The organism is Gemmatimonadaceae bacterium, from assembly GCA_035606695.1.
GTDB lineage: Bacteria > Gemmatimonadota > Gemmatimonadetes > Gemmatimonadales > Gemmatimonadaceae > JAQBQB01.
In genome coordinates, this window is the sequence record DATNEW010000035.1 from 62,843 (window position 1) to 85,636 (window position 22,794).

General features: G+C 64.7%; 21 protein-coding genes. 1 reads left to right on the forward strand and 20 read right to left on the reverse strand.

Annotated elements, in window-relative coordinates:
• Nucleotides 1-34: 34 nt before the first annotated feature.
• The 15 genes from VN706_19200 to VN706_19270 all read right to left on the reverse strand — a co-directional run bounded on the left by VN706_19200 (nucleotide 35) and on the right by VN706_19270 (nucleotide 17,394).
• The gene (locus VN706_19200) at nucleotides 35-2,518 is read right to left on the reverse strand and encodes a hypothetical protein (GenBank protein ID HXT17772.1); all 2,484 of its coding nucleotides are present in this window, start codon (nucleotides 2,516-2,518) and stop codon (nucleotides 35-37) included.
• Complete coding sequence (locus tag VN706_19205; GenBank protein ID HXT17773.1) at nucleotides 2,496-3,497, reverse strand: lysylphosphatidylglycerol synthase transmembrane domain-containing protein; 1,002 nt, start codon at nucleotides 3,495-3,497, stop codon at nucleotides 2,496-2,498. The genes VN706_19200 and VN706_19205 overlap by 23 nt, the downstream gene beginning before the upstream one ends.
• Nucleotides 3,442-4,611, reverse strand: coding sequence for a glycosyltransferase (locus tag VN706_19210; protein ID HXT17774.1), 1,170 nt, complete (start codon nucleotides 4,609-4,611; stop codon nucleotides 3,442-3,444). Before VN706_19210 ends, VN706_19205 begins: the two co-directional genes overlap by 56 nt.
• A gap of 2 nt (nucleotides 4,612-4,613) precedes the next feature.
• Nucleotides 4,614-5,654, reverse strand: a complete 1,041-nt coding sequence (locus VN706_19215; protein HXT17775.1) for a glycosyltransferase — start codon at nucleotides 5,652-5,654, stop codon at nucleotides 4,614-4,616.
• Nucleotides 5,655-5,700: 46 nt separating this feature from the next.
• Entirely contained in the window at nucleotides 5,701-7,176 is a 1,476-nt protein-coding gene (rpoN, locus tag VN706_19220; GenBank protein ID HXT17776.1) for an RNA polymerase factor sigma-54, read from the reverse strand.
• A complete protein-coding gene (gene lptB / locus VN706_19225; protein HXT17777.1) occupies nucleotides 7,173-8,369 on the reverse strand; it encodes an LPS export ABC transporter ATP-binding protein in 1,197 nt (398 codons plus the stop codon). Before lptB ends, rpoN begins: the two co-directional genes overlap by 4 nt.
• 98 nt (nucleotides 8,370-8,467) lie before the next feature.
• Nucleotides 8,468-9,883: a hypothetical protein gene (locus VN706_19230; GenBank protein ID HXT17778.1), complete on the reverse strand. Its 1,416-nt coding sequence runs from the start codon at nucleotides 9,881-9,883 to the stop codon at nucleotides 8,468-8,470.
• The gene (gene lptC, locus VN706_19235) at nucleotides 9,880-10,443 is read right to left on the reverse strand and encodes an LPS export ABC transporter periplasmic protein LptC (GenBank protein HXT17779.1); all 564 of its coding nucleotides are present in this window, start codon (nucleotides 10,441-10,443) and stop codon (nucleotides 9,880-9,882) included. Before lptC ends, VN706_19230 begins: the two co-directional genes overlap by 4 nt.
• Nucleotides 10,443-11,408: a KpsF/GutQ family sugar-phosphate isomerase gene (locus tag VN706_19240; GenBank protein HXT17780.1), complete on the reverse strand. Its 966-nt coding sequence runs from the start codon at nucleotides 11,406-11,408 to the stop codon at nucleotides 10,443-10,445. Before VN706_19240 ends, lptC begins: the two co-directional genes overlap by 1 nt.
• Complete coding sequence (locus tag VN706_19245; GenBank protein HXT17781.1) at nucleotides 11,405-11,974, reverse strand: HAD hydrolase family protein; 570 nt, start codon at nucleotides 11,972-11,974, stop codon at nucleotides 11,405-11,407. Before VN706_19245 ends, VN706_19240 begins: the two co-directional genes overlap by 4 nt.
• Nucleotides 11,971-12,783 (reverse strand): 3-deoxy-8-phosphooctulonate synthase, encoded by an 813-nt coding sequence (gene kdsA / locus VN706_19250; protein ID HXT17782.1) that lies wholly within the window; start codon nucleotides 12,781-12,783, stop codon nucleotides 11,971-11,973. Before kdsA ends, VN706_19245 begins: the two co-directional genes overlap by 4 nt.
• Before the next feature lies 1 nt (nucleotide 12,784).
• Nucleotides 12,785-14,443 carry a CTP synthase gene (locus VN706_19255; GenBank protein HXT17783.1) on the reverse strand — a complete coding sequence of 553 codons (1,659 nt, stop codon included), beginning with the start codon at nucleotides 14,441-14,443 and terminating at the stop codon, nucleotides 12,785-12,787.
• Between the two features lie 4 nt (nucleotides 14,444-14,447).
• Nucleotides 14,448-15,200, reverse strand: a complete 753-nt coding sequence (kdsB, locus tag VN706_19260; protein ID HXT17784.1) for a 3-deoxy-manno-octulosonate cytidylyltransferase — start codon at nucleotides 15,198-15,200, stop codon at nucleotides 14,448-14,450.
• 116 nt (nucleotides 15,201-15,316) lie between these two features.
• Nucleotides 15,317-16,822 (reverse strand): hypothetical protein, encoded by a 1,506-nt coding sequence (locus VN706_19265; protein HXT17785.1) that lies wholly within the window; start codon nucleotides 16,820-16,822, stop codon nucleotides 15,317-15,319.
• A complete protein-coding gene (locus VN706_19270) occupies nucleotides 16,819-17,394 on the reverse strand; it encodes an aminodeoxychorismate/anthranilate synthase component II (protein HXT17786.1) in 576 nt (191 codons plus the stop codon). The genes VN706_19265 and VN706_19270 overlap by 4 nt, the downstream gene beginning before the upstream one ends.
• Before the next feature lie 130 nt (nucleotides 17,395-17,524).
• On the opposite strand from VN706_19270, the gene VN706_19275 reads away from it, so the two are divergent.
• Nucleotides 17,525-18,082, forward strand: coding sequence for a Uma2 family endonuclease (locus VN706_19275; GenBank protein HXT17787.1), 558 nt, complete (start codon nucleotides 17,525-17,527; stop codon nucleotides 18,080-18,082).
• Nucleotides 18,083-18,102: 20 nt separating this feature from the next.
• On the opposite strand, the gene xerD is transcribed toward VN706_19275, so the two are convergent.
• The 5 genes from xerD to mqnE all read right to left on the reverse strand — a co-directional run bounded on the left by xerD (nucleotide 18,103) and on the right by mqnE (nucleotide 22,792).
• A complete protein-coding gene (gene xerD / locus VN706_19280) occupies nucleotides 18,103-19,011 on the reverse strand; it encodes a site-specific tyrosine recombinase XerD (GenBank protein HXT17788.1) in 909 nt (302 codons plus the stop codon).
• Between the two features lie 17 nt (nucleotides 19,012-19,028).
• Complete coding sequence (gene ispF, locus VN706_19285; GenBank protein HXT17789.1) at nucleotides 19,029-19,580, reverse strand: 2-C-methyl-D-erythritol 2,4-cyclodiphosphate synthase; 552 nt, start codon at nucleotides 19,578-19,580, stop codon at nucleotides 19,029-19,031.
• Nucleotides 19,577-20,635 carry a cyclic dehypoxanthinyl futalosine synthase gene (gene mqnC, locus VN706_19290; protein ID HXT17790.1) on the reverse strand — a complete coding sequence of 353 codons (1,059 nt, stop codon included), beginning with the start codon at nucleotides 20,633-20,635 and terminating at the stop codon, nucleotides 19,577-19,579. The genes ispF and mqnC overlap by 4 nt, the downstream gene beginning before the upstream one ends.
• Nucleotides 20,636-20,738: 103 nt before the next feature.
• Nucleotides 20,739-21,602: a menaquinone biosynthesis protein gene (locus VN706_19295; GenBank protein HXT17791.1), complete on the reverse strand. Its 864-nt coding sequence runs from the start codon at nucleotides 21,600-21,602 to the stop codon at nucleotides 20,739-20,741.
• Nucleotides 21,599-22,792: an aminofutalosine synthase MqnE gene (gene mqnE / locus VN706_19300; protein HXT17792.1), complete on the reverse strand. Its 1,194-nt coding sequence runs from the start codon at nucleotides 22,790-22,792 to the stop codon at nucleotides 21,599-21,601. Before mqnE ends, VN706_19295 begins: the two co-directional genes overlap by 4 nt.
• Nucleotides 22,793-22,794 lie beyond the last annotated feature (2 nt).

A 22,794-nucleotide genomic window follows, 5' to 3' on the forward strand; every position in this document is an offset into this window, starting at 1 on the left:
CTGCCCCGCGCCTGCGCCTGCCATGACGACGTCGTCAAGCCGATGCGCTCGACCGGCGTCGCTCCAGGAGCGCGCCGGCAATCCAGGCACCGACCGCGATCACCAACGCGACCAGTGTGACGACCTTTCCCTTCTCATACGCGGCGTCCGTAAACCGCAGCGAGACCGTCCTGACGCCCTGTGGGAGCGCCACGCCGATCAAGTTGAAATCCGTGAGGCCCAACGGCGCGGGCTTCCCGTCGGCCGTCGCGTGCCAACCCGGAAAGTAATTCTCTGCCACCACCAGCGCCTGTCCCGCGCTGGCCGGCTGATCGAGTGCAAGGTCGATGCTCCCGGGTTCGTACGACGTCACTTTCACGGTGCCGGTCGCCGCGGCGGGCAGCGAGGAAATCTGAATTCCGGCGATGTCGCGCGCGGTCGTATCGACGATCGCGACCGTCGCGGGGTCGAAGCGCGGGTCGAGCACCGTCGCGAGCGCCTGGTTTTGCGGTGCCTTGACGATCGCGGTCGCCGTCCACGCCAGCGGATTGGTGTTTGCGATCTTATATGAGTAAACCATGGAGCCGACGACGTTGCGCACAGGCCCGGCAAGCTTGATCAGCGACACGTGCAGTTGATCGGCGATCTTCATCATCGTCGAATCGTCCGCCGCGCTGTACCAGTACTGCACGTTTTCGTGGCGCCAGAATGCCGGCGAGAGCTCGCGGTTTTCCTCTGGCGGTCCCATGAGCGCGTCGTACATCCCGAGCTCGTTCCCCTGGTACCCGGCGACCAGGCGCAGTCCGTGGATCATCAAATGATCGCCAGAGAACGTGCGATCCGGCTTTCCTCCTTCCGTGACCAAGCCGCTACCGAACGCGGGATTGAGCACTCGTCCCGGACCGGACTTCGCGATATCCGCCTTGATCGCTTCGATGGCGGGATCAGTCGCGTACGTCACGGACGCGGGCGGCATGAAGAGCCAATACAGCCGTTCGATCGACCAAAGATCCGCGGCGACCAAGAAAACAATCGTCACGATGGCCGCCTTCGGTTTGAGACGATCCGTCATGAACGCCCAGATCGCGGTGGCCGCGAGTGCGACGAAAATGAACGACCGCCACACGCCAAGGATCGCGTCGCGCGTGTTGTCCTGGAGCAGCTGGGAATGCATCTCGGACGGCATGTACCCACCGTCGATCGTCGACGCGACGGCGTTCGCGAGCGCCGTATAGCCGCCCACCGACATCAAGACGCCGAAGACGCCCGCCGCGGCAAGCCAGATCGCCGCATACCTCGGCGACACGCGACCAGCGAGCAGCCGCTCGGTGCCAAGCGCCGCCAACACCGCCACACTCAGCGCCGTGATGTAGATGATCGTACTCGGCGCCCGGAGATACTTGGTCATGGGGACGAGCGCCATCGGAATGTGATAGAACGGCGTATAGCCGCCGAATGCCCAGATGAGCGACACGAGTCCCGTGATCCACCAGAAGCGGCGGAACCCTTTGCGGCCGGTGGATCCGAAGGCGAGACCCGCGAGCATCAGCACCACGACGCCGAAATAGTCGCTGTGATAGTGAAACGGCGCGTTGCGTCCCCAGTACTGCTGGAGAATTCCCGTAAACTGCGGCCAATACCAGTTGAGCACTTCCTCGATCGGATATGAAAAACTCGTCGCCGTCGCCCAATCATGGCCCGCGGCGCGCGGCGACCAGGGCTTGTACTCGATCAGTCCCGGCCAGAACTGCACGGCGCCAATGAGAATCCCAACCATCACCGCGGCCAGCGCGAGGCCGATTCGTTTGATCGCGACGTCGCGTGCGAGCTTGCCAAATCCGGGATGGTCGCCGAGCGCGACGTAGAGCGTAAAACAGCCGGCGAGTATGAGGAAATACTGAAACAGCTGCGGATGCGGCGACAGGAACGCGAGCCCGACGACGAACGCGAAGGCGCCCCACGCCCACAGGCGTCCGTCGCGCACGGCGCGGGTGAGGAGCAGCAGCGCCAGCGGCGTCAACGCGCTCACGAACAGCTTGCCGTCGTGTCCGGGTGAGGCGAGACCGGCGAGCGATCCCCCGAGCATGTACGCGAGGCCACCGACCAGCGCCGCGTAGAAGCCCATCCGCCACGCGCGCAGGAACTGGTACGTGAACAGTCCCGCGAGGAACAGGTGGATGGCGAACTCCCACGTCATCGCCTTGTCCGTGGGCAGGATCATGCGGAGCAGGAACGTGGGATAGAAAATGTCGCCGTGCATGGCGGCGATGTACGGCAGGCCGCCGACGAGATAGGGATTCCACTGCGGGAAGCCGCGGCCCGAGCGCAGCCACTGCGCGGCAAAATCGCGGAACGCATAGCCGGCGATGTATTGGTCGTTCCACGGGTTGACGAGGAACTTCCCCGCCAGCGCCGGATACGCGAGCAGCATGGTGCTCACGAAGTAGACGAGCGCCGCCCACGCGGTCGCGAAACGCGGCGCCGGAAGGTCGTCGGGGCCCGGCGCCGCGGTCACATCAGAGTTTCGTGAGAGTGCCATCGCGTGGAGGTCGGAATCGTGTGCCGGTGGCCATGAAAAGCAAACCGGGAAGGACTTCGAGAATCGTCATCATCAGGCGCGAGACAACGGATATCAGTAGGGCCTCTTTACTCGTCGCCAACTTCAACGTGGTGAGCACCGTGATTTGCGCGGCCTCGCGGACGCCGGCTCCGCTCGGCAAGAGAAAGACAAGATAACCCATCACATAGGACAGCGCGTACGCCGCGACGTAGTCGGAGAGTGTTCCCTCGGACCGTCCCAAGACACCGTGTACGAGGAGTTGAAAGGCCCATCCGTATAGCAACCACGCAACGAGGTTTCCGATGACGGCCACATACACCGCGCGCATCGGCAATGTGCCGAGCTGTAGCGAGCGGCCGGTGATTCGTTCGGCGATCGCGGTGAGTTGCGGAAGGATCACCGGCAGCGCGAGCACGCCCGCCAACACGATAAACGTGACAGCGATGCCGAGCGTTCGATGCCCGTTGGACACGTCGTTCATCGCGCGAAACCCGGCGGCAATCCCGACAGCGAATCCGAGCGGGATGGCGACGAGGTTGCTGAGCAACGACGATCCAATCGCCGCGGCCGGCGGCACGGCGACACGCCGAGCCATGTCCCCCATGGCCGCGATCTGAATCAGGTTTCCTGCGGGGAGATACCGTCCGAGATTCGTCACGGCCCAGATGCGTACCGCGTTGACGAAGCCGAGCTCCGCACCCCACGCGCGCACGATACGCCGCCACACGTCCACCAGGAGCGCGTACGTCAGCAGGACGACCGCCGCCGACGCGACCAGATACGACCACGTCAGATGAACGTCGAACGACTCGGCGCGAAAGCTCCGCCAGTTCTTCGTCAGCGCACGTCCGATGTACACCAACACGATCGCGCCGAGCGCGATCTGTGCGGCGCGCCAGCGCTTATTTCGTCGCGCTGGCGATGGCGGTGCGATAGACGTCGGCGTAGCGTCGGGCAACCGACTCGGGGGCGAAGGTGGCGAGGGCATGCAGGCGAGCCGCCGCGCCCAACGCGGCGCCCCGATCGTCCCGCTCCAGCAACGAAGCTAACGCCGCGGCCAGCGCACCGGCATCGACGTCCTTCACCAGCACGCCGGTGCGATCGTGCTGCACGACGTCCGGCAGTCCGCCGGAATCGAACGCGACGACGGGCGTCTCACACAACTGCGCTTCGACCGCGACGAGGCCGAGGCCTTCTCCGACCGACGGAACGACGAGCGCCGTGGCCGTCCGATAGAAATCCGCGAGCTTCGCTTGCGGCAGCGCCCCATGCCACGTCACGCGATCGCCGATTCCAAGGGCGGTCGCGAGATCGACGAGCGTCGCGCGATCTTCGCCGTCGCCGATGACGTCGAGACGCACGTCGGTGTTCGGCAGGCGGCTCATCGCGTGGAGCAGCACCTCGATTCCCTTCTGCTTGTTCAGCCGGCCTACGAACAGGAGCGTGTTCGTTTCGCGAGAGCCGCCGGGCGAGAAGAGGTCCGTCGCGACGGGCATCGGCGCCACGATCGGCGCGGGCGCTGAAACGACTTCCTGCGCTTCGTTCGCCAGCCAGCGCGACACCGCGGTCACCGCGGCGGAGTGATGCATGACGTGACGAAACGCGGGGCGCGAGAACGCGACCGAACGCGCGAGCCGCACATCGCTGCCGTGCAGCGTCGTGACGAGCGGCTTGTTCGCCATGCGGCCGAGCCAGGTGCCGACCAGTCCGTTCGGGAACCACCAGTGCGCGTGCACGATGTCGGGCTCGAACGCTCGGCGTGCCTTGACCGCCGATCGGAACTCGGCGCCCAGGAAGCCGAGCATGGTGACCTTGGCGCTCCAGGACTGCTGGACCTGGGAGGCCATGGTGCCCGTGTAGGCGAGCGTCTCGTAGCGGCGCGGCGCGTAGCGGAACCGTTCGACGTGGACGCGGTCGAAGGACTCTTCGTGCGCCAGGCCGGCGGCGGCAGGGGCGACGACGCTCGTTTCGATGCCCTCGCCGCGAAGCGCGGTGGCCAGGCGGAGAACGAACGACCCGGGGGCATCCCCGGCGCGCCGGGGAAAGCTATGCGTGAGAAATAATACTTTCATTATTATCGATCTTTAACACGCTCGGCGGCGAGCTCGTCGAGCTGTCGCCGGATCTCGCGAAGTTGGGCGCGCTGGCCGGCGATCATCTCGCCCAAGATGCCCGTGGCGAACAGAATGCTGCCCAGGACCAGCGCGGTTTGAATGAGCGTCCACAGGGAGCGGACGCCTTCACGCGTGAACAGCAGGCCAAGACTGGCCACGATGCTCAGCGCGACGATGCCGACGCCGAGCATGCCGAACAACAGCAGCGGCTTCTGGCCGAAGCGCAGCTCGAACCACACCGAGAGCATGTCGAGCACGCCCACGGGAATGCGCGACAGTCCGAACTTGGACCGGCCGGCATGGCGCGGATACAGCGGGACGGGAATTTCGGTTACCGTGAATCCCTGCGCGGCGGCGATCACGATCATGTAGCGGTGCCAGTCGGGCCGCACCGGAAGGATGTCCATGATCTCGCGCCGGTACGCCTTCACGGAATTCAAATCCTTCACCGGCACGTGAAAGAGGAGCCGGCTCAAGCCATTGTAGACCCGCGAGACGAATGCCTTCTCGTACTTCCCTTCCTTGAAGCCGGTGACCATGTCGGCTTCGCCGGCGAGAATCGGCGCGCAGAGGCGCGGGATGTCTTCGGGCTTGAACTGCAGGTCGGCCGGATAGAACACCAGCACGCCGCCGGTCGCACTCAAGTAGCCCGTGCGGAGCGCGTCCGCGATGCCGCGCTTGGCGCGATGCCGCGCCAGCCGCAAAAATGAGTATTTGCTCGTGAGATCCTGCAGCACGGCCCACGTGCGGTCGTTGCTGCCGTCGTCGACGACGATGACCTCGTACGAACACGAGGAGGATGCGAACGCCGCCGCCGCCTGCTCCATGAACAGCGGCAGGTTCTCGGCCTCGTTGTTCGCGGGGACGAGCACCGAGACGTCCGCGGCTGCGTTGGGCGCTGGGCGTTGGGCGTTGCCGCGTTGGGCGTTGGGCGTTGGGCGCTGGGCGCTGGGCGTGAACTCGCTCACGTACGGATGATCGTGTTGTGGAAGAGGACTCATGCGAGGAGCGTCGTGCCCATCGCCCAGCGCCCGTCGCCCAGCGCGCTCATACTCGCTTGCGCATGCGTGCCGACAGCACTCCCAACTGATCGCGGTACTTGGCCACCGTGCGGCGAGCGATCTGCACGCCCGACTCCTTGAGGATGTTCACGATCGCCTGGTCCGTGAGCGGATGCTTTGGATCTTCTTCCGCCACCAGCTTCTCGATCTGCGCCTTGATGCCGCGCGCCGACACGTCTTCGCCCTGCGTGGTCGAAAGACCGGACGAGAAGAAAAACTTGAGCGGCAGCACACCGCGCGGCGTCTGCACGAATTTCTCGTTCGTCACGCGGCTGACCGTAGACTCGTGCATGTTGATCACTTCGGCGACTTCGCGCAGCGTGAGCGGCTTCAGATGCTGCACGCCCTTCTCGAAGAAGTCGCGCTGCCGATCGACGATGTAATTCATGACCTTGAGCATCGTCTGACGCCGCTGCTCGATCGCCTGGATCATCCAGTTGGCCGAGTTGAGCTTGGAGGAGATGAACTCCTTGGATTCACCCTCGAACTTCTTCTTGTCGCGCGCGATCTCCTGATAGGCGCGGGAGAGCTTGAGCCGCGGCAGGTTGGCGTCGTTCAGGAAGACGTGATACTTGCCGTCGATCTTCTCGACGATGAGATCGGGGATGATGTAGTTGTCGCTGGCGTCCGAGTAGACCAGGCCCGGCTTGGGGTCGAGCTTCTTGATCTCGTCCGCCGCGCGCTGCACGTCGCTGGGCGAGATCCCGAACCGCTTGGAGATCTCACTCCAACGGTGGTTGATCAATTCGTCGAAGCAATCCCGGACCAAACGGAACGGCACGGATTGCTCGAGGCCCGCTTCGCGCAGCTGGAGCATGAGGCATTCGCGCAGGTCGCGCGCGCCGACACCCGGCGGATCGAGATTCTGAATGATCCGCAGCATCTCGTCGACTTCGGGCATCGTGTAGAGCGGCAAGTCGTCGATCTCGCGCTCGGCGGCTTCGGCGGCGCGCACGACTTCTTCGTTGACGCTCGTCATCACCTGCTCGACCGGGCAGGCGAGATAGCCGTCTTCGTTGATGTTGCCGATGAACTCATCGGCGAGGAAGGCTTGCCGCGGCGACAGATCGAGCAGCGTGATCTGATCGATCAGATGGTCGGAGAGATTGCGGCTGTCGACGGTGACGGGCTCGTAATACTCGCGCTCTTCGTGCTCTTCGCGGCGGCCGCCGGCGTCGAATCCGTCGAGCAGAATGTCTTCCCAATTGATCTCGTCATTCTGCTTTTCTTCCGCGGGCTCGCTCTGCGCTTCCGCCTCGACGGTCTCGTCCTCGCCCTCGTTTTCCTCTTCGTCTTCCTCCGGCTCGACCATGTCGAGGAACGGATTGTTCAGCAGTTCCTGCTTGAGGTGCTGCTGGAGATCCAGAAGCGGCATGTACAGGAGGTCCATCGCCTGGTAGAGGCGAGGATTGATCTTGAGCTCCTGCTTCAGCTGCGTGTTCTGGGAGAGACCAGCTTTCATGAGGCGTTGAGTTCCCGTTGTCCTTCGGCGAAGCCGTCGTGTTGTCGCGGCGATTCATCCCCGTCTTCCGCGAACCGGGCGCGCAGGCGCGCCGTCAGCGTGGGGCCGAGGTAAATGTCCGCCACCGTATCGTCGAATACCAGTTCCCGAACTGTCCCGGACACCTTCACCTGTCCGTCGAACATGATGTACGCGCGATCGACGATGTCCAAGGTCTGCTCGACGTTGTGATCGGAGATCAACACGCCGATGCCGCGGTGGCGCAGGTTGCCGACGATCTGTTGAATGTCGTGGACCGCGATCGGATCGACGCCCGCGAAGGGCTCGTCCAACATCATGAACTTCGGTTGGGTGACCAGCGCCCGCGTGATCTCGAGACGACGGCGTTCGCCGCCCGACAGCATGAGGGCCTTGCTGTTACGAAGGTGCTTGATGCTCAACTCGTCCAGCAGCGTTTCCAACCGGGCCCGCCGTTCGCTCGCCGACACATCCAGCGTTTCGAGGATCGCCAGGATGTTGTCTTCGACCGACAGTTTGCGAAAGATCGAGGGTTCCTGTGAAAGGTACCCGATCCCCTGACGCGCCCGCTTGTACATCGGCATCGAGGTAATGTCGATGCCGTCCATCACGATCCGCCCGGCCTGCGGTTCGATGAGCCCGACGATCATGTAAAACGTCGTCGTCTTGCCCGCGCCATTCGGGCCCAGCAGTCCGACTATCTCTCCCTGTTGCAATCGAAGGGCCACGTCGTTGACGACCCGGCGCCGCCTGTAAGTCTTGACCAGGCCTTTCGCTTCGAGGACGCTCGCGCCGATCGCCGGTTCGCGGGTCGCGGCCGAGGCCGGCGCCGTTCCATCGCCGGGCGGGATGGCCCCCGGATGCTCGCCGGTGTGCTGCAGCGCCAGCGAAATCGCTTCACGCGACGCGCTGATCTCGCTCCAGATCCGGTCGGCCATCCGAATGCGCGCGCCCGTGTCGATCGGGGTCCCCGGCAATACGATCACGCCCTCGGCTGCCAGACGCGGCAGTACCGATCGCGCCAGATGCTGCCGGACCTCGTCGAGGCTCAGTCGCCCCGCCTCACGCTCGGCGTCGCGTCCAGTGGCCCGCAGCGCGGCCAGATAATCGTCTCGGTAGACGATCACCGCCCGATCGAAATCCGCGACACCGCTCGGGTCGGCAGAGCTGATCAACGCGTGCAGCGCGAGCGCCGTGGAGCGATCGCCGCGCGCGATCTGATCGACGAGCGTGCGAACTCTCGAGGTATCTCTCGAGGTATCTGACGGCCCGGTCACGGATGGAGGGGTGGCTTGGTTGGAACAGGCACCACGGACGGCACGCTCGGTTTCGCGGGAGTGGGAGTCTTGTTGGCCGGCGCGGTGTTGCCGCGCCCTTTTTTCTGCGTCGAGTCGGGGACCGGCTCGATATAGATCCCCGAAACGGAATCGACCGTCGTCACTCTCGCAAGCTTGTGCAGCGTGTCGAAGTTTACGGTGATGATGCGGGCGTTGACGTGATTGATCGCCGGCAGCTTCAGCGAACTGTCGGATGCCGCCAGATGGTAATACGAGCTGGCATTCCCGGAGGCCACGAGCTGCTTGATCGCCGGATTGCGCGAGGTGTCCTTGGGCGTTCGCGTCGAGTCGAAGTGCGCGACGATCGTATCGCCGACGAGCCAGTCGGTGCTGTCGCCCTTCTCGACATGGAATTTCGTCGTGTCCGCCTTGCTCGTGGCGTAGGCTCGCCGCAGCGCGCGCACGAGTTGGATGCGCTGCCCCGGCATGGTCACGTCGAGCGAGTCCGCGAGCAAATTCTGACTCGGTGAGACGACCTGGGCGCGGTTCTTCCCGCCCCACGCATATGCATGGTCGAGCAAGTCGTTTCGAACGCGCAAGTCGATCGTGTCCGAGGCCAGCGTCATCGAATCGCTGATCGCTTTCGCGTTGGCCTGCGAGAGCACGCGATAGAGATGACGATCGCGCGAGAACAGGTCGATCAGATCGCCGCTCAGCGTGAACGGACGGTCCTTCTTTCCCTTCACCATGGGATTGCGCATCAATCGCATGGTTTCCTTCGGTTCGTTGATGAACGCCGAGTCCGCCGTGGCATTGATGTCGGTGCGATTGATGACGACCTGACCGCCGCCGTAAATCAAACTTGCGCTGTCGCCGTCGACGAAGACGTTGTTCGCGGTGACCTTCGTCGAGTCGGGTGGACGGCCCGCCGAATCTTTCTGGATGATCGTGATGGTGGGCCGCGCGATGGCGCTCATCTGCGCACGCGGACGAATCTTCGGCACCGCGCGACGATACTCGGCCTGCGGACCGTCGAGCGTCGAACCGCTCGGCAGCCTGGCGTGCACACGTCCTGCGCCGACGACTTTCTCGTCGTTCGGAAAATAGTTGAGATAATCCGCCGTCACGTGGAACCGCGGCTCGTCGTACACGGCGTGGCCGATCATCTGATAATGATCCGGAAACTGCTCGGCGCTGTCGCCGGTGAGCTTGATGCCGCGGCTCGGACACAACACGGTGACACCGCCGCTCGCGAAGCTCACCTGGCCAATACCGATCAGCGAGTCCGTACGCGCCGGACCGACCGACTCGAAGGTGCATCGCGTCTTTGGTGTCTGGGCACCGGCCGGCGCCGCGAAGAGCGCCAGGCTGACGCCGACGACCGCCGTGGCGAATGCGAGGACGCGACTCATTTCTCGGGCAGCAGAATAGACGTCGAGCCGCCGCACGCCTTCATGCACTGAAAGCGCGAGAACGTCTCGTTCGACGTGAAGCCGATGCCGTGCTGCGAGTCTGCGCCACGATAGATGGTGTAGGTGGTGTCGCTCGAGATCTGGTGCGACATCTGATTGTAGATCACGTGCGGCGACTTGAGCATGCGGCCATCGACGAGCTTGACGACGACGTCGCCCCAGCCCTCGAGCAGCTGCGTGCGCGTGTTGTAGACGCCGCGCTTGGCGTCCATGGTCCCCTGCGGCGCTCCGGTTTCGGTCGTGAACTTCGCGTGCGCGTTGCGCAGGTCGAATCGCGTTTGTTCGTTCATTACGTACGCCGTATCGGCCGTGACTTCACCACGCTGAATACCGCGCGTCGTTAGCGCCGAGTGCATGGTGATGAAGACCTGGTCGGCGCTGTCGGCCGCCGAGGGACCAGCGGCGACGGGCGGCTGACTGCGCTGGCTACATGCGGCGAGCGCGACGACGAGAGTCGTTGCAACACGCGCGACGGTCTTCGTTCCGATTGACGCGCGCATCAGACGACCCTCGCGCGCATCAGATCGTGGAGGTGCACCACACCCACCAAACGCTCGGCGTCATCTACGACGGGAAAGGCCATGAGGCCGTGCTGCTCCATGCGGTACGCCACGGCGCTGGCGAGCTCGCCCGCGTGCGCGATCTTTGGATTCTTGGTCATGACGGTTCGAACTGGTGTCGGCAGGAGATCGCCGCCCCGTTCGATCATGCGGCTGAGATCGCCCGCCGTCAGCACACCTTCCACGTGCCGCTCACCATCGACGACCACGGCAATGCCGCGGCGCTTCGCGATCATCACGATCGCGTCGCGCATCGTCGCCTCTTCAGGCAGCACGGGCAGGTTCTGTCGCAGCATGATCTCCTCGACTCGCACGACGAGTTTTCTGCCGAGTGCGCCGCCCGGATGAATGCGGGCGAAGTCCTCGCGCTGAAAGCCCTTCTCCTGGAGCAGCGCCACGGCGAGCGCGTCACCCATCACGAGCGCAGCGGTGGTGCTGGTCGTCGGTGCCAGGTCGTGCGGGCAGGCCTCTTCCCGCACCCCGGCATCCAGGGTCACGTCGCAGTTGTTCCCGAGCGCCGACGTCGGCGCTCCGGTAATGGCGATGCTTCGTACACCGAACCCCTTCAAATGCGCCAACAGGGCCAGGACCTCGTCCGATTCGCCGCTTTTCGAGATCAAGATCGCGACGTCGTCCGCCCCGACGATCCCCAGATCGCCATGCGCGCTATCCACGGGATGGAGAAACGTCGCCGGCGTACCGGTGGAGGTGAGCGTCGCGGCGATCTTCCGTCCGATCAGCCCGGACTTGCCGACGCCACACACAATGACACGCCCGCGCGATTGCGCGATGAGCTTGACCGCGCGCGCGAACTCGTCGCCCAGGCGCTGCTCGAGCGCGCCGATGGCCTCGCGCTCCAGCTGAATCACGCGGCGTCCGCGGTCGACGATGGCGGCGTCGCTCACGCGCTGTCCTCGGCGGCGCGTGGTTTCGAGCGAGCATCGACGTACGCATTCCAGGCCATGTCCCATTCACCGCGGATCTTCAGAAAATCCTCAGCGAACTCTCGCACGGCGCCGCGTCCGCCGTGGCGCGTGAGCTGATGGGTGCAAATCGCGCGCACTTCAGGAACCGCGTTTCCGACCGCCACCGGCAAGCCGACGATTCGCAGCAGCGAAACGTCAGGAAAATCGTCGCCGACGAACGCGACCTCGGACGGCGTCACGCCGTGCTTGTCCAGAATGCGCTGAAATCCGGCGAGCTTGTGGCCGTCGGGGTCCTGCGCCACATCGTCGACCGAGAGCTCGATTCCCCTAAGCCGCACGCTCTCGGAGACGCGACCGGTGACGATCGCGACTTTCACGTTTGCGAGCTTGAGCATCACGATCCCCAAGCCGTCCTGAATCTCGTAGCGCTTGAACTCGAGGCGGCGTCCGTCGACGTCGCCGAGGTAGATACCGCCGTCGGTCATCACGCCGTCGACGTCGAAGGCGACGAGCTTGATCGATTTGGCCAATGCGGCCTCGATCATCGCGACACCAGGTCCCACACATCGACGGCGCGTTTGACGAGATCGTCGAGCCGGTCGAGCGGCATCATGTTCGGGCCGTCGCTCGGCGCGTTATCCGGGTCCGGATGCGTCTCCATGAACAACCCATTCGCGCCGGCGCCAATCGCCGCCAAGGTCAGCGGTGGAATGAACTCACGCGCGCCGCCGCTCGAGCCGCCCTGCCCTTTACCGGGCTGCTGCACACTATGGGTTGCATCGAAGATGACGGGGGCATCGCCGGCGTCACGCATGCGGTTGAAGGCGCGCATGTCGACGACGAGATCGCCGTAGCCGAAGAACGAGCCGCGTTCCGTGAGAGCGATCTCGCTCGCACCGGCCTTCTTCGTCTTGGTCACGGCGCCCTTCATGCCTTCGGGGTGCATCCACTGGCCTTTCTTGATGTTCACAGCTTTTCCCGTCGCACCGGCGGCAACGAGCAAGTCCGTCTGCCGGCACAGAAACGCGGGAATCTGTAGGACGTCCACGACGCCGGCGGTCGCGGCGCATTGCTCCGGCAAATGCACGTCCGTCAGCAGCGGCAAACCGGTCTTCTCGCGCACGCGCGCGAGCTTCGCGAGACCTTCATCGAGTCCGGGACCGCGATGCGCGCCCGCGGTCGAGCGATTCGCCTTGTCGAAGCTTGCCTTGAAAATGATACCGCCCGGCACGGCGTCGGCCAGCCGGGCGAGATGTTCGGCGACGCGCAGATTCAGCGCGTCATCCTCGAGCACACACGGGCCCGCGATCAGGAAGAGGGCGTCTCGTCGGAAGTGCGGAGCGTGCGAAGCCACGTCAGTCCGCTGCCTCGACCAGCGACGCCGAGCCGTGCGTGCGACGAGTGCGCTTGGCCTTGGTGGCGGCGGCGATGAACCCGGCGAACAACGGATGCGGCCGCGTGGGACGCGACTGGAGCTCCGGATGGAACTGGCAACCCAGGTACCACGGGTGATCCGGCAGCTCCACGATCTCGACGAGCTGGCCGTCGGGCGACAGTCCGCTCAGTCGCATGCCGTGCTGCACGAACAGATCGCGATACTTGTTCGAGACCTCGTACCGATGCCGATGCCGCTCGCTCACCTCGGGCTGCCCGTAGATCTCGGCCGCGCGCGAGCCGCGCGCCAGCCGGCACGGATACGCGCCCAGGCGCATGGTGCCGCCCATGTCGGTGACGTGCTGCTGACTTTCCATAAGTGATATGACAGGATTATCACACTCGGGCGCGAATTCCGACGAATGGCTGTCGTCGAGCCCGCACACGTTGCGCGCGAACTCGATGATCGCCGTCTGCATGCCGAGACAGATGCCGAAGAACGGCAGCCCGGACTCGCGCGCGTGACGCACCGCCTCGACCATGCCCTCCACGCCGCGCACGCCGAAGCCGCCGGGAACGAGCAAGCCGTCGACGCCGCGAAGAATCTCGGCCGAGCGTTCCGGGCTCGAGAAGTTGTCGCTCGACATCCACTGGATGTCGACGCCGACGTCGTTGGCGATGCCGCCGTGAATCAGCGCTTCCTGCACGCTCTTGTAGCTGTCGGCGTAGTCCGTGTACTTGCCGACGATCGCGATGCGCACCCGCTCGTGCGGCACGAGCACGCGCTGCACCAGCTCGCGCCAGTTCGTGAGCGCCGGTGCCGGCACGTCGATCCCGAACTTCTGGCAGACGATACGATCCAGTCCCTGCTCGTGGAAACGAAGCGGAATCTCGTAGATCGTCCGCACGTCGGGGCTCTCGACCACGGCGCCGAATTCCACGTTGCAGAAGAGCGCGATCTTGCGCTTGATCTCGTCGGAGATCGGTCGTTCGGTGCGCAGAATGAGCACGTCGGGTTGAATACCGATCTGCATCAATTCGCGGACGGAGTGCTGCGTCGGCTTGGACTTGAGCTCGCCCGCCGCGGCGATGTACGGCATCAGCGTGAGATGCACGAAGATCGCGTTCTCGCGGCCCACGTCGTGGCGGAATTGACGAATGGCTTCGAGGAACGGCAGCGATTCGATGTCGCCGACCGTGCCGCCCACTTCGACGATCACGACGTCCGTCTCGGGCGCGACGCGCTTGATCGCCGCCTTGATCTCGTCGGTGATGTGCGGAATCACCTGCACCGTGGCGCCAAGGAATTCGCCGCGTCGCTCCTTGGTGATCACGTTCAGGTAGATGCGCCCCGTCGTGATGTTGTTCGACTGCGAGAGCGCGCGATCGATGAACCGTTCATAGTGCCCGAGATCCAGATCCGTCTCGGCGCCATCATCGGTGACGAACACTTCGCCGTGCTGGAACGGCGACATCGTCCCCGGATCGACGTTGAGGTAGGGATCGAACTTGAGCATGGAGACGCGCAGACCGCGCTCGACGAGCAAGCGCCCGAGCGAGGCCGCGGCGATGCCCTTGCCGAGCGAGGAGACCACGCCGCCGGTCACGAAGATGTATTTCGTCGTATGAGGTCGCTGCATCAATTCACCCTGTGCTAAACGCGGTCCATTGCGTGTTGGCGCGTTCGAGATCGTCTTCCGTGTCGATGCCCAACGCCGGCTGTTCGTCGATCAACGCCACACCGATCTCGACGCCCGCCGCCAGCGGCCGAAGCTGCTCGAGACGTTCGATGCTCTCGAGCGGCGTGCGCGGAAGTGAGTCCCAGCCCAGCAGCGTCGGCATGTCGTAGGCGTACACGCCGATGTGCTGGTAGATCTGCGAGCGCTGCAACTCCGCGTCCGCCCGATCGCGCAGAAACGGAATCGGCGCTCGCGAAAAATACATGGCTTGGCCACGCTGAGTCGTGACGACTTTCACGACGTTGGGGTCGCCGAGAATCGCCGGCGCGGCGAGCGCGGCGGCCGTGCCGATTCGAAAGCCCTCGGCGCTCACTTTCTCAGCCGCCCCGGCCAGCGCCCGATGCGACACATAGGGTTCGTCACCCTGCACGTTTACGACGACGTCGTAGTGCGCGTATCGTGGCATGCGTGCAACCGCCGCGATGCGCTCCGTTCCCGAATTGTGATCGCCCGTCATGACGACACTCGCGCCGTGCTCCCGTGCGGCGCGTTCGACGTCGACGCTATCCGTGGCCACCACGACTTCGTCGAACAGCGACAAGCTCGTCACGCGCTGCCACACGCGAACGACCAGTGGCAGGCCAGCGAGAAGACGAAGGGGTTTTCGGGGGAGACGCGTGGAGCCCAGTCGTGCTGGGATGACGGCGAGCGTCCTCATTCGTGGCGCCCCCGCGCAATGGAGTCAGGGAACGCGCTCACGGCCGCAAAAATCACGTTCTGAAATGTAGTTCTGCCGGCGAGACGGCGCAAACAGTCGAGTTCGATCGCGCGCGATCAGCGGCGGATCGACAAGCCGACGGAGAAATGTCCAAGGCGCGTGTCGGGGTCGACCAGGAACTCACCGTATAACGCGCTCAGGCTCAGGCGCAAGCCGACGCCTTGATGCAGGCGCGGCCACTCGTCCACCGTCGCGCCGGCGAGCACCTCGCGGACCGTGACGACGGGCGCGCCGACCATCGGAAGTTGGACGCGATCGATCGGAACGTTGTAGCGCGCGTCCACGTAGACGAGCTCATTGCCGCCCAGCTCCAGCATCTCGAGTGTCGACAACGTGCCTTTGCCGCCGACGTACGCGAAGCGTTGTTCCGGCGTGTGATGAGTGGATACAACGCCGTGGCCCTCGAACCGCAGGCTCTGTGTGCCGAACGTCGGAAACTCGATCGCGCCGTCGAGGGTCGTTTGTGCGAACGTCCCTGTTCTCTCCAAACCGCAGCCGTTGCACTCGTCCCCAAAGTGTCCGATCTCTTCATCCGCGCGGAATCGTGCGACGATGTCGCCCGGCGTCCACGCGAGCGCGAGCCCGGCGAGCGCCGAGCCGCCTGACACGGGCGCGATTTCGGGGTTGGGACGCAGCGCATCATCCGTGTCGTGATGCCCATGAAATGTCCACGGAGCGCTCCCGGCGCCGTCGAGCGGCCTGACGGCGCGCGCCGACTCGTATCGGCCGCCGGCGTAGAACTCGAGCGTGGTCGTTCCGGCCTCAACGCGGTGGCCGATCGTCAGGTCGGCGCGTGTCGCGCGGAAGTAGTTCCGTGCATCGTGGCCCAGCAGCAGGAACTCGGTCGTGTTCACCGGGGCCGACCAGATCCACCCCTCGTTGCTGAAGGTGGCCTGGCCCGCCCAAAGTCGAACCGCCGTGTAGCGATTTAGAGAATCGTCAACCGTGATAGATGGATCGACGCGCCCGAGCTGCGACCGGTACGTGAGCCGCGGCCGCAGGAAGACGGCATGCGCCCCAGGCGAAAAATCCAGTCCCACCGGCAGCGACAGGCCATTGGACCGGTCGTAGGACGGCAGCGCCAGACCGAACAATCCCGCGGCCGCAACCGCCGGGATCACGGGCTCATACGCCGCGCGATAGGAAAGCGCGTATCCGCCAGGCTCGGGTGCGATGTCGTATGTGAATTCTCGAAAGGCCACGTCCCCGCTCTGCGTGGCGAGCGCCGAGAGATAGACGCCCCCGCCGAACGCGATCAGGCGGCCCGTGACCGCGGCGCCGGGATGCATGTACAGATCGCCCCCGATGACGACGACGTCGCCGCGCACTTGGCCCTCGACGACCGCGTCGCGGCCGAAGATGATCACAGAACTCGCATACACGTGGTCGCGGGCGAGAACCGCGCGATCGCTCGCCGGCGGCATGACGATGTGCGGCTTCGCCAGTTCGCGCGCGAGCAGCTCAGGGCCCGGACCGCGCCCGGCATCCGCGACGCGAATCGTTTGTGCGCCGATCGCTCCGCCCCAAAGGCCCAAGGCGAGAGCGGCCGCGCGCCAAATCACTTGGCGAGCTCCAGGAAATTCTTGAGTAGCGCCTTCCCGTCCGGCGTCATCACCGACTCCGGGTGAAACTGCACGCCGTACACCGGATGCTCGCGATGCTTCACCGCGTGCACTTCGGTCGGATCATCCTTCGCGACCGCCACGATCTCGAGCACGTCGGGAATGCTTGCACGCTCGACCACCAGCGAGTGGTAGCGCATCACCTGCATCGGCGACGGCAGCCCCGCGAACACGCCGGTGCCGTCGTGCTCGATCTGCGACGTCTTGCCGTGCATCACGCGGTCGGCCAGCACCACTTCGCCGCCATACGCTTCGCCGATCGCCTGGTGACCGAGACATACGCCGAGGATCGGAATGCTGCTGCCCCAGCGCCGGATGACGTCGACGGTGATCCCCGCCTCTTTCGGCGTGCACGGGCCGGGCGACAAGACAATGGCCGACGGCGCGAGCGCACCGACGTCGTCCACCGAGATGGCGTCGTTGCGGCGCACCACGACGTCCGCGCCCAGCTCGCCCAGATATTGGACGAGGTTGTAGGTGAAGGAATCGTAGTTGTCGATGACGAGGATCATGCGGTCGAAGATAACGGGCGGGCTCGTGATTCGCCGCGAAACGGAACGGTTGCAGGTGCGCCGCATCGAGCGCGCATCATGCCGGCATGTACCCTTGCCCACTCGGCGCCGAGGACCATATCGTATGCACATGCCCAATCTCAAGCGGCAATGGACGGCTGCCGAGCGCGACGAGCTGCCCGACGACGGCAATCGCTACGAGATCATCGATGGCGAGCTGTTCGTGACGCCGGCGCCGGCATTGAGGCATCAGGAAGCGGCGTTGACGCTGTACCGCGCGCTCGCGGAGTATCTCGAGCGCAATCGAGTGGGCCACGCGTTCGCCGCACCGGCTGACATCGTTTTTTCTCCGCGACGCGCGGTTCAGCCCGACCTATTGGTCCTGCCGCTCTTCAACGGCCGCCGGCCCGAGCATTTCGACAACGTGCGGCGCTTGCTGCTTGCCGTCGAAGTCTTGTCGCCGAGCACCGCGCGAGCCGATCGCGTCGCCAAGCGTACGCTGTTCCGCGAGGAAGACGTTCCCGAATACTGGGTCGTCGACCTGGACGCGCGCACGTTCGAGCGGTCGACACCGTTCGAGCCGCGCGCCGAGGTTCTCGTCGAACGGCTGGAGTGGCTGCCGGAGGGTGCGTCTGAGCCGTTCGTGCTGGATCTCGTCAAGTATTTCGAGAAGGTGCTGGACGCCTGATGCCGCGCCTGCGCGGAGTATCACCCGCGCGGATGATACTGTTTGTGCACCTTCCTCAAGTATTCACGATCGACGTGCGTGTAGATCTGCGTCGTCGAGATGTCCGCGTGGCCGAGCATTTCCTGCACGGCGCGGAGGTCGGCGCCGCCCTCGAGCAGATGCGTCGCGAACGAGTGTCGAAGCGTGTGCGGTGACACCGCTTTCGTAATGCCCGCGCGCTCGACGTAGCGCCGCAAGATCTTCCACGCGCCCATGCGCGTCAGCGGCTCGCCGCGCGCATTGAGGAACAACACACCCTTGCCGCCGCCCTTCTCGAGCTTGGGACGCAGCTCGCGCGTGTACGTCGCCACGGCGCCGATGGCCGATCGGCCGATCGGCACCAACCGCTCCTTGCTGCCTTTGCCGAACACGCGCACCAACTTTTCCTCGAGCAGCACGTCGCGTACGCCGAGCGTGATCCACTCGGACACGCGAAGGCCCGCCCCATACGCGAGCTCGAGCATCGCGCGATCGCGAAACGCGAGCGTGTCGTCGAGCGTCGGCGCGGCGAGGAGTCGTTCGATCTCTTCCACGGTCAGCACATCGGGCAGCGTGCGCCAGCGCTTGGGAGTTTCGAGGCGCTCGCTCGGATCGCGCGCGACCGCGCCGTCAGCCAGGAGAAAGCGAAAGTAGGTTCGAACCGCTGAGATGTTTCGGCGGATCGACGCTGGAGATAGGCCGAGGTCCTTCAAGTGATAGATGAACTCGCGGAGCATGCGGCTCGTGACGTCGCCGGGCGTCGTGGCGCCCTTCACGCGCGCGTAGTCCGCGAGGCGCGAAACGTCGCGATGGTACGCCTCGACGGTGCGCGGCGACGTGCCCTGCTCCAGCGTCAGGTAGTCGCCGAAGCGGTCGAGTTGGAAGCGGAGTAACGCACCTCGATCAGACATAGCTTCTCGCTACCGCGCTACGCACCTTCGCTCGACATGCCGCCGAGAGAGTTTTCGCCGGCGCGAACGATGGTCGCCACCGCCATGCACGCGATCCCCTCGGCACGTCCGATCCAGCCCATCCCCTCGTTCGTCTTGCCCTTCACGCTGACGTCTTCGACGCCCACGCCGAGCACAGCCGCCAGGCGCGCCTTCATCGGCTCGCGATGCTCCGCGATCCGCGGCTTCTCGGCCACGATCGTCACGTCCACCTGCTGCACGCGCCAACCGGCTCCGGCGAGTCGCGCGACCGCGGCTGCCAGCATCTCGATCGAATCCTTGCCTTTGTTCGCCGGATCGCGATCGGAGAACATCTCACCGATGTCGCCCATCGCCGCCGCGCCGAGGATCGCGTCGGTGAGCGCGTGCGCGACGGCGTCGCCGTCCGAATGCCCCTCGAGATGCACGTCGCTCGGAATGGGAACGCCGCCGAGGATCAATGGTCCCGGCGGCGCGAAACGATGGGAGTCGTAGCCGATGCCCGTGCGCGATGGGCGATGGGCGATGGCAGTTGGGCGTGAGTCGATCACGCGGCGACAGTGTCTCTTGGTGGGGCAACGCTTTCCGGCAAGATCGTGTAATCCTGGCGGCGGCGCGCGACCTTGAAACCGGCGTCGGTGATCAGCCGCTCGATCTCCGCCGTCGTCGTGCGGTGCGTCGTGTTCGCCGCCGAGACGACGTTCTCCTCGATCATGAGCGAGCCGAAATCGTTGCAGCCGAACCGCAGGGCGGTCTGGCCGACCTTCATGCCCATCGTCACCCAGCTCGCCTGCAGGTTCGGCACGTTGTCGAGCACGATCCGCGAGATCGCGACGGTGCGCAGATACTCGACGGCGTCGGTCTTCTGCATGTGCGACATGGTCGGCGTGTTCTCGGGCTGCAGCGGCCAGCAGATGAACGCGGTGAAGCCGTTGGTGCGCGCCTGCACCTCGCGCACGCGCTCGAGATGCTCGATCCGCTCGGCGAGGGTTTCGCCGATACCGTACATCATCGTGACCGAGGTCTTCATTCCTTCGTTGTGCGCGAGCTCCATGATCTCGAGCCAGCGGTCGGCACCGGCCTTCTTTTTTGCCACCTGGTCGCGCACGCGCTGCACGAGGATCTCGCCGCCGCCGCCGGGGATCGAGTCGAGGCCGGCCTTTACCAGTTCTCTAATGACCTCGACCGCGTCCATCCGGAACGTCTTGGCGAAGAAGTCGACTTCGCTCGGGCTGAAGCCGTGGATGTGAATGGGATGGTACGTCTTGATGTACCGCAGGAGGTCGAGATACCACTCGAACGGGATGTAGGGGTTGTGGCCGCCCTGCATCAATATTTGAATGGCGCCGAGCTGCTTGGCTTCGTCGATCTTGGCGCCGATCTGCTCGTACGAGAGCGTCCAGCCTTCGGCGTGTTTGGGCCGGCGATAGAACGCGCAGAACCCGCAGTCGGCGACGCAGACGTTGGTGTAGTTGATGTTGCGGTCGACGATGTACGTGACCGTGTCGTGCGGATGCTTCTCGCGGCGCACGCGGTCGGCCTCGGCGCCGAGCTCCAGGAGCGACGCGTTGGTGTAGAAGTCGAGGAGGTCTTTGTATTGCAGCATTGTCATTCCGAGCGAAGCGAGGAATCTGGCATCACGATAGAGCGACTGGTTTATCCGACGGGAGAGAAGATTCCTCGTTCGCTTCGCTCTCTCGGAATGACAACTACGCTGCCGGAAGAAACGCCAGCGACCCGTTCGGCACCTTCCCCGCCGCCACGAGCCGCCTGAAGAATTCGGTGAGTCCCGCAAGATGCTGATACGACAGGCCGTAATCCAAACCTGACAGATATTCGAGACACACGGTCTTGTGCACGCCCGTCGCAAGCGCCGCCTGCGCGGCCAGCGTCTCGAGGTGCTGCAAGCCCCAATTGCGCGATTCGATCAAATTCGCGTGCACCGCGAGCGCCTGATCGACCGGCGTCGTGCGCTGCGCGACCCACACCGCGAACACGAACGGCAGCCCGGTCCATCGCTTCCACTCGGCGCCAAGATCGTAGGCGTAACGGTATTGCGTGAGCATCTCGCCTTCGGGGTACAGCTCCGGCTCGCGCAAGCGCGACCAGAGGTGCAGCGCCGCGTCGCCGATGACGAGCCGCGCGTCATGATCGTCGTCGCCGAAGCGCGCGACATCGGTGAGCTCGGCGTCGGCGGGAATGAATGCCGGACGCGCATCCCACACGTGCTCGAACAGGAGCTCGAGCAGCGCGACGCTCGTCATCGAGCTGCGGCTGACCAGCACGCGACGCCCCTGCAATTCCGACGCGGGACGCTTGGCGAACAGCACGACGCTGCGGACCGGCCCGTCGCTGCAGATCGAGAGATCGGGCAGCAGCAGGTATTTAGTAGCATCTCGTGCATATTCCACGGCCGACACGACGCTGACGTCCAGCGCGCCGTCCGCCATCTGGCGGTTGAGCGCCGTGGGCACCCCGTCGATCAGCTCCGCGTGCACGGGCACGATTCCGCGATCGATCGCCCCGTAGACCGGGTAGCAGTTGATGTACGGGATGCGGCCGACGCGGATCATGCGGCCGCGATGGGCGTTGGGCGTTGGGCGATGGGCGTGACCGCATCGTCGAACGTCCGGATGATGTTGTAGAACGAGTCGCGTTCGGCGGGTACGCGGCGCGCGCCGCGAATCAGCTTGAGGATGGCGTCGAGCGTCATCGCCTGCGCGGTGTGTGCGCCCGCCTCGTGATAGATCTTTTCACGCACGACCGTGCCCTCGAGATCGTTCACGCCGAACGACAATCCGACTTGCGACATCGCCGTCGTCACCATGATCCAGTGCGACTTGATGTGCTGGAAGTTGTCGAGGAACAGGCGGCCGACGGCGAGATTCTTGAGATCGTCGAAGCCCGTCGTGGCGGTACCCGTGCGATGCAGTGTCTCGCCCAACTCGTTGTTGTCGGGATGATACGCGAGCGGGATGTACGCCAGGTAGCCACCCGTTTCATCTTGCAGATCGCGCAGCATCTGCAAGTGATTCATGCGGTCGCTGTAGGTCTCGACGTGGCCGTACAGCATCGTGCAGTTCGTGCGAATACCCAGCTGGTGGGCGTCGCGATGCACGTTGATGTACTCCTCGCCAGATAATTTCTTGTCTGCGATCGTCGCGCGCACGCCCGGGCTGAACACCTCGGCGCCGCCGCCCGGCATCGTATCGAGCCCGGCTTCGCGCAGCGCGATGAGCGTATCGCGCACGCTCATCTTCTGGATGCGCGCGATGTGCGCGACTTCGACGGCGGTGAGCGCCTTGATGTGTACGTGCGGGAACCGCTCCTTCAACCCGCGGAACATTTCCTGGTAGTAGGCCAGCCCGGCCTTCATATCCAGCCCGCCGACGATGTGGAACTCGCGCGTCAGCGTGCTGTTCGAGGTCGCCGCTTCTTCCCACACCTGGTCCATCGTGTAGCGGTAGGCGCCTTCTTCCTTCGGCAATCGCGCGTAGGAACAGAACACGCACGTCTTGCGGAGGATGCAGACGTTCGTGGGATTGATGTGATGATTCGCCGCGAACGTGACGAGATAGCCGTTCTGCGCGCGGTTCACCGCGTCAGCCATGTGGCCCAAGCCGACAATGTCGCCGCTCTCGAACAGCGCGACGCCATCGGCTTGCGACAGGCGTTCCCCACGCTCGACTTTGTCCGCAATGGGGCCGAGCGCCGGATCGCTGATCAGCGCACGGTCGAGCGGCACGGCAGCCAGAGGAGACACGG

Coding starts and splice junctions, on each gene's coding strand:
- VN706_19200 (HXT17772.1), bottom strand. CDS start 2,518: ATGGCACTCTCACGAAACTCTGATGTGACCGCGGCGCCGGGCCCCGAC.
- VN706_19210 (HXT17774.1), bottom strand. CDS start 4,611: ATGAAAGTATTATTTCTCACGCATAGCTTTCCCCGGCGCGCCGGGGAT.
- VN706_19215 (HXT17775.1), bottom strand. CDS start 5,654: ATGAGTCCTCTTCCACAACACGATCATCCGTACGTGAGCGAGTTCACG.
- rpoN (HXT17776.1), bottom strand. CDS start 7,176: ATGAAAGCTGGTCTCTCCCAGAACACGCAGCTGAAGCAGGAGCTCAAG.
- VN706_19230 (HXT17778.1), bottom strand. CDS start 9,883: ATGAGTCGCGTCCTCGCATTCGCCACGGCGGTCGTCGGCGTCAGCCTG.
- lptC (HXT17779.1), bottom strand. CDS start 10,443: ATGCGCGCGTCAATCGGAACGAAGACCGTCGCGCGTGTTGCAACGACT.
- VN706_19245 (HXT17781.1), bottom strand. CDS start 11,974: ATGATCGAGGCCGCATTGGCCAAATCGATCAAGCTCGTCGCCTTCGAC.
- VN706_19255 (HXT17783.1), bottom strand. CDS start 14,443: ATGCAGCGACCTCATACGACGAAATACATCTTCGTGACCGGCGGCGTG.
- kdsB (HXT17784.1), bottom strand. CDS start 15,200: ATGAGGACGCTCGCCGTCATCCCAGCACGACTGGGCTCCACGCGTCTC.
- VN706_19270 (HXT17786.1), bottom strand. CDS start 17,394: ATGATCCTCGTCATCGACAACTACGATTCCTTCACCTACAACCTCGTC.
- VN706_19275 (HXT17787.1), top strand. CDS start 17,525: ATGCCCAATCTCAAGCGGCAATGGACGGCTGCCGAGCGCGACGAGCTG.
- xerD (HXT17788.1), bottom strand. CDS start 19,011: ATGTCTGATCGAGGTGCGTTACTCCGCTTCCAACTCGACCGCTTCGGC.
- mqnC (HXT17790.1), bottom strand. CDS start 20,635: ATGCTGCAATACAAAGACCTCCTCGACTTCTACACCAACGCGTCGCTC.
- VN706_19295 (HXT17791.1), bottom strand. CDS start 21,602: ATGATCCGCGTCGGCCGCATCCCGTACATCAACTGCTACCCGGTCTAC.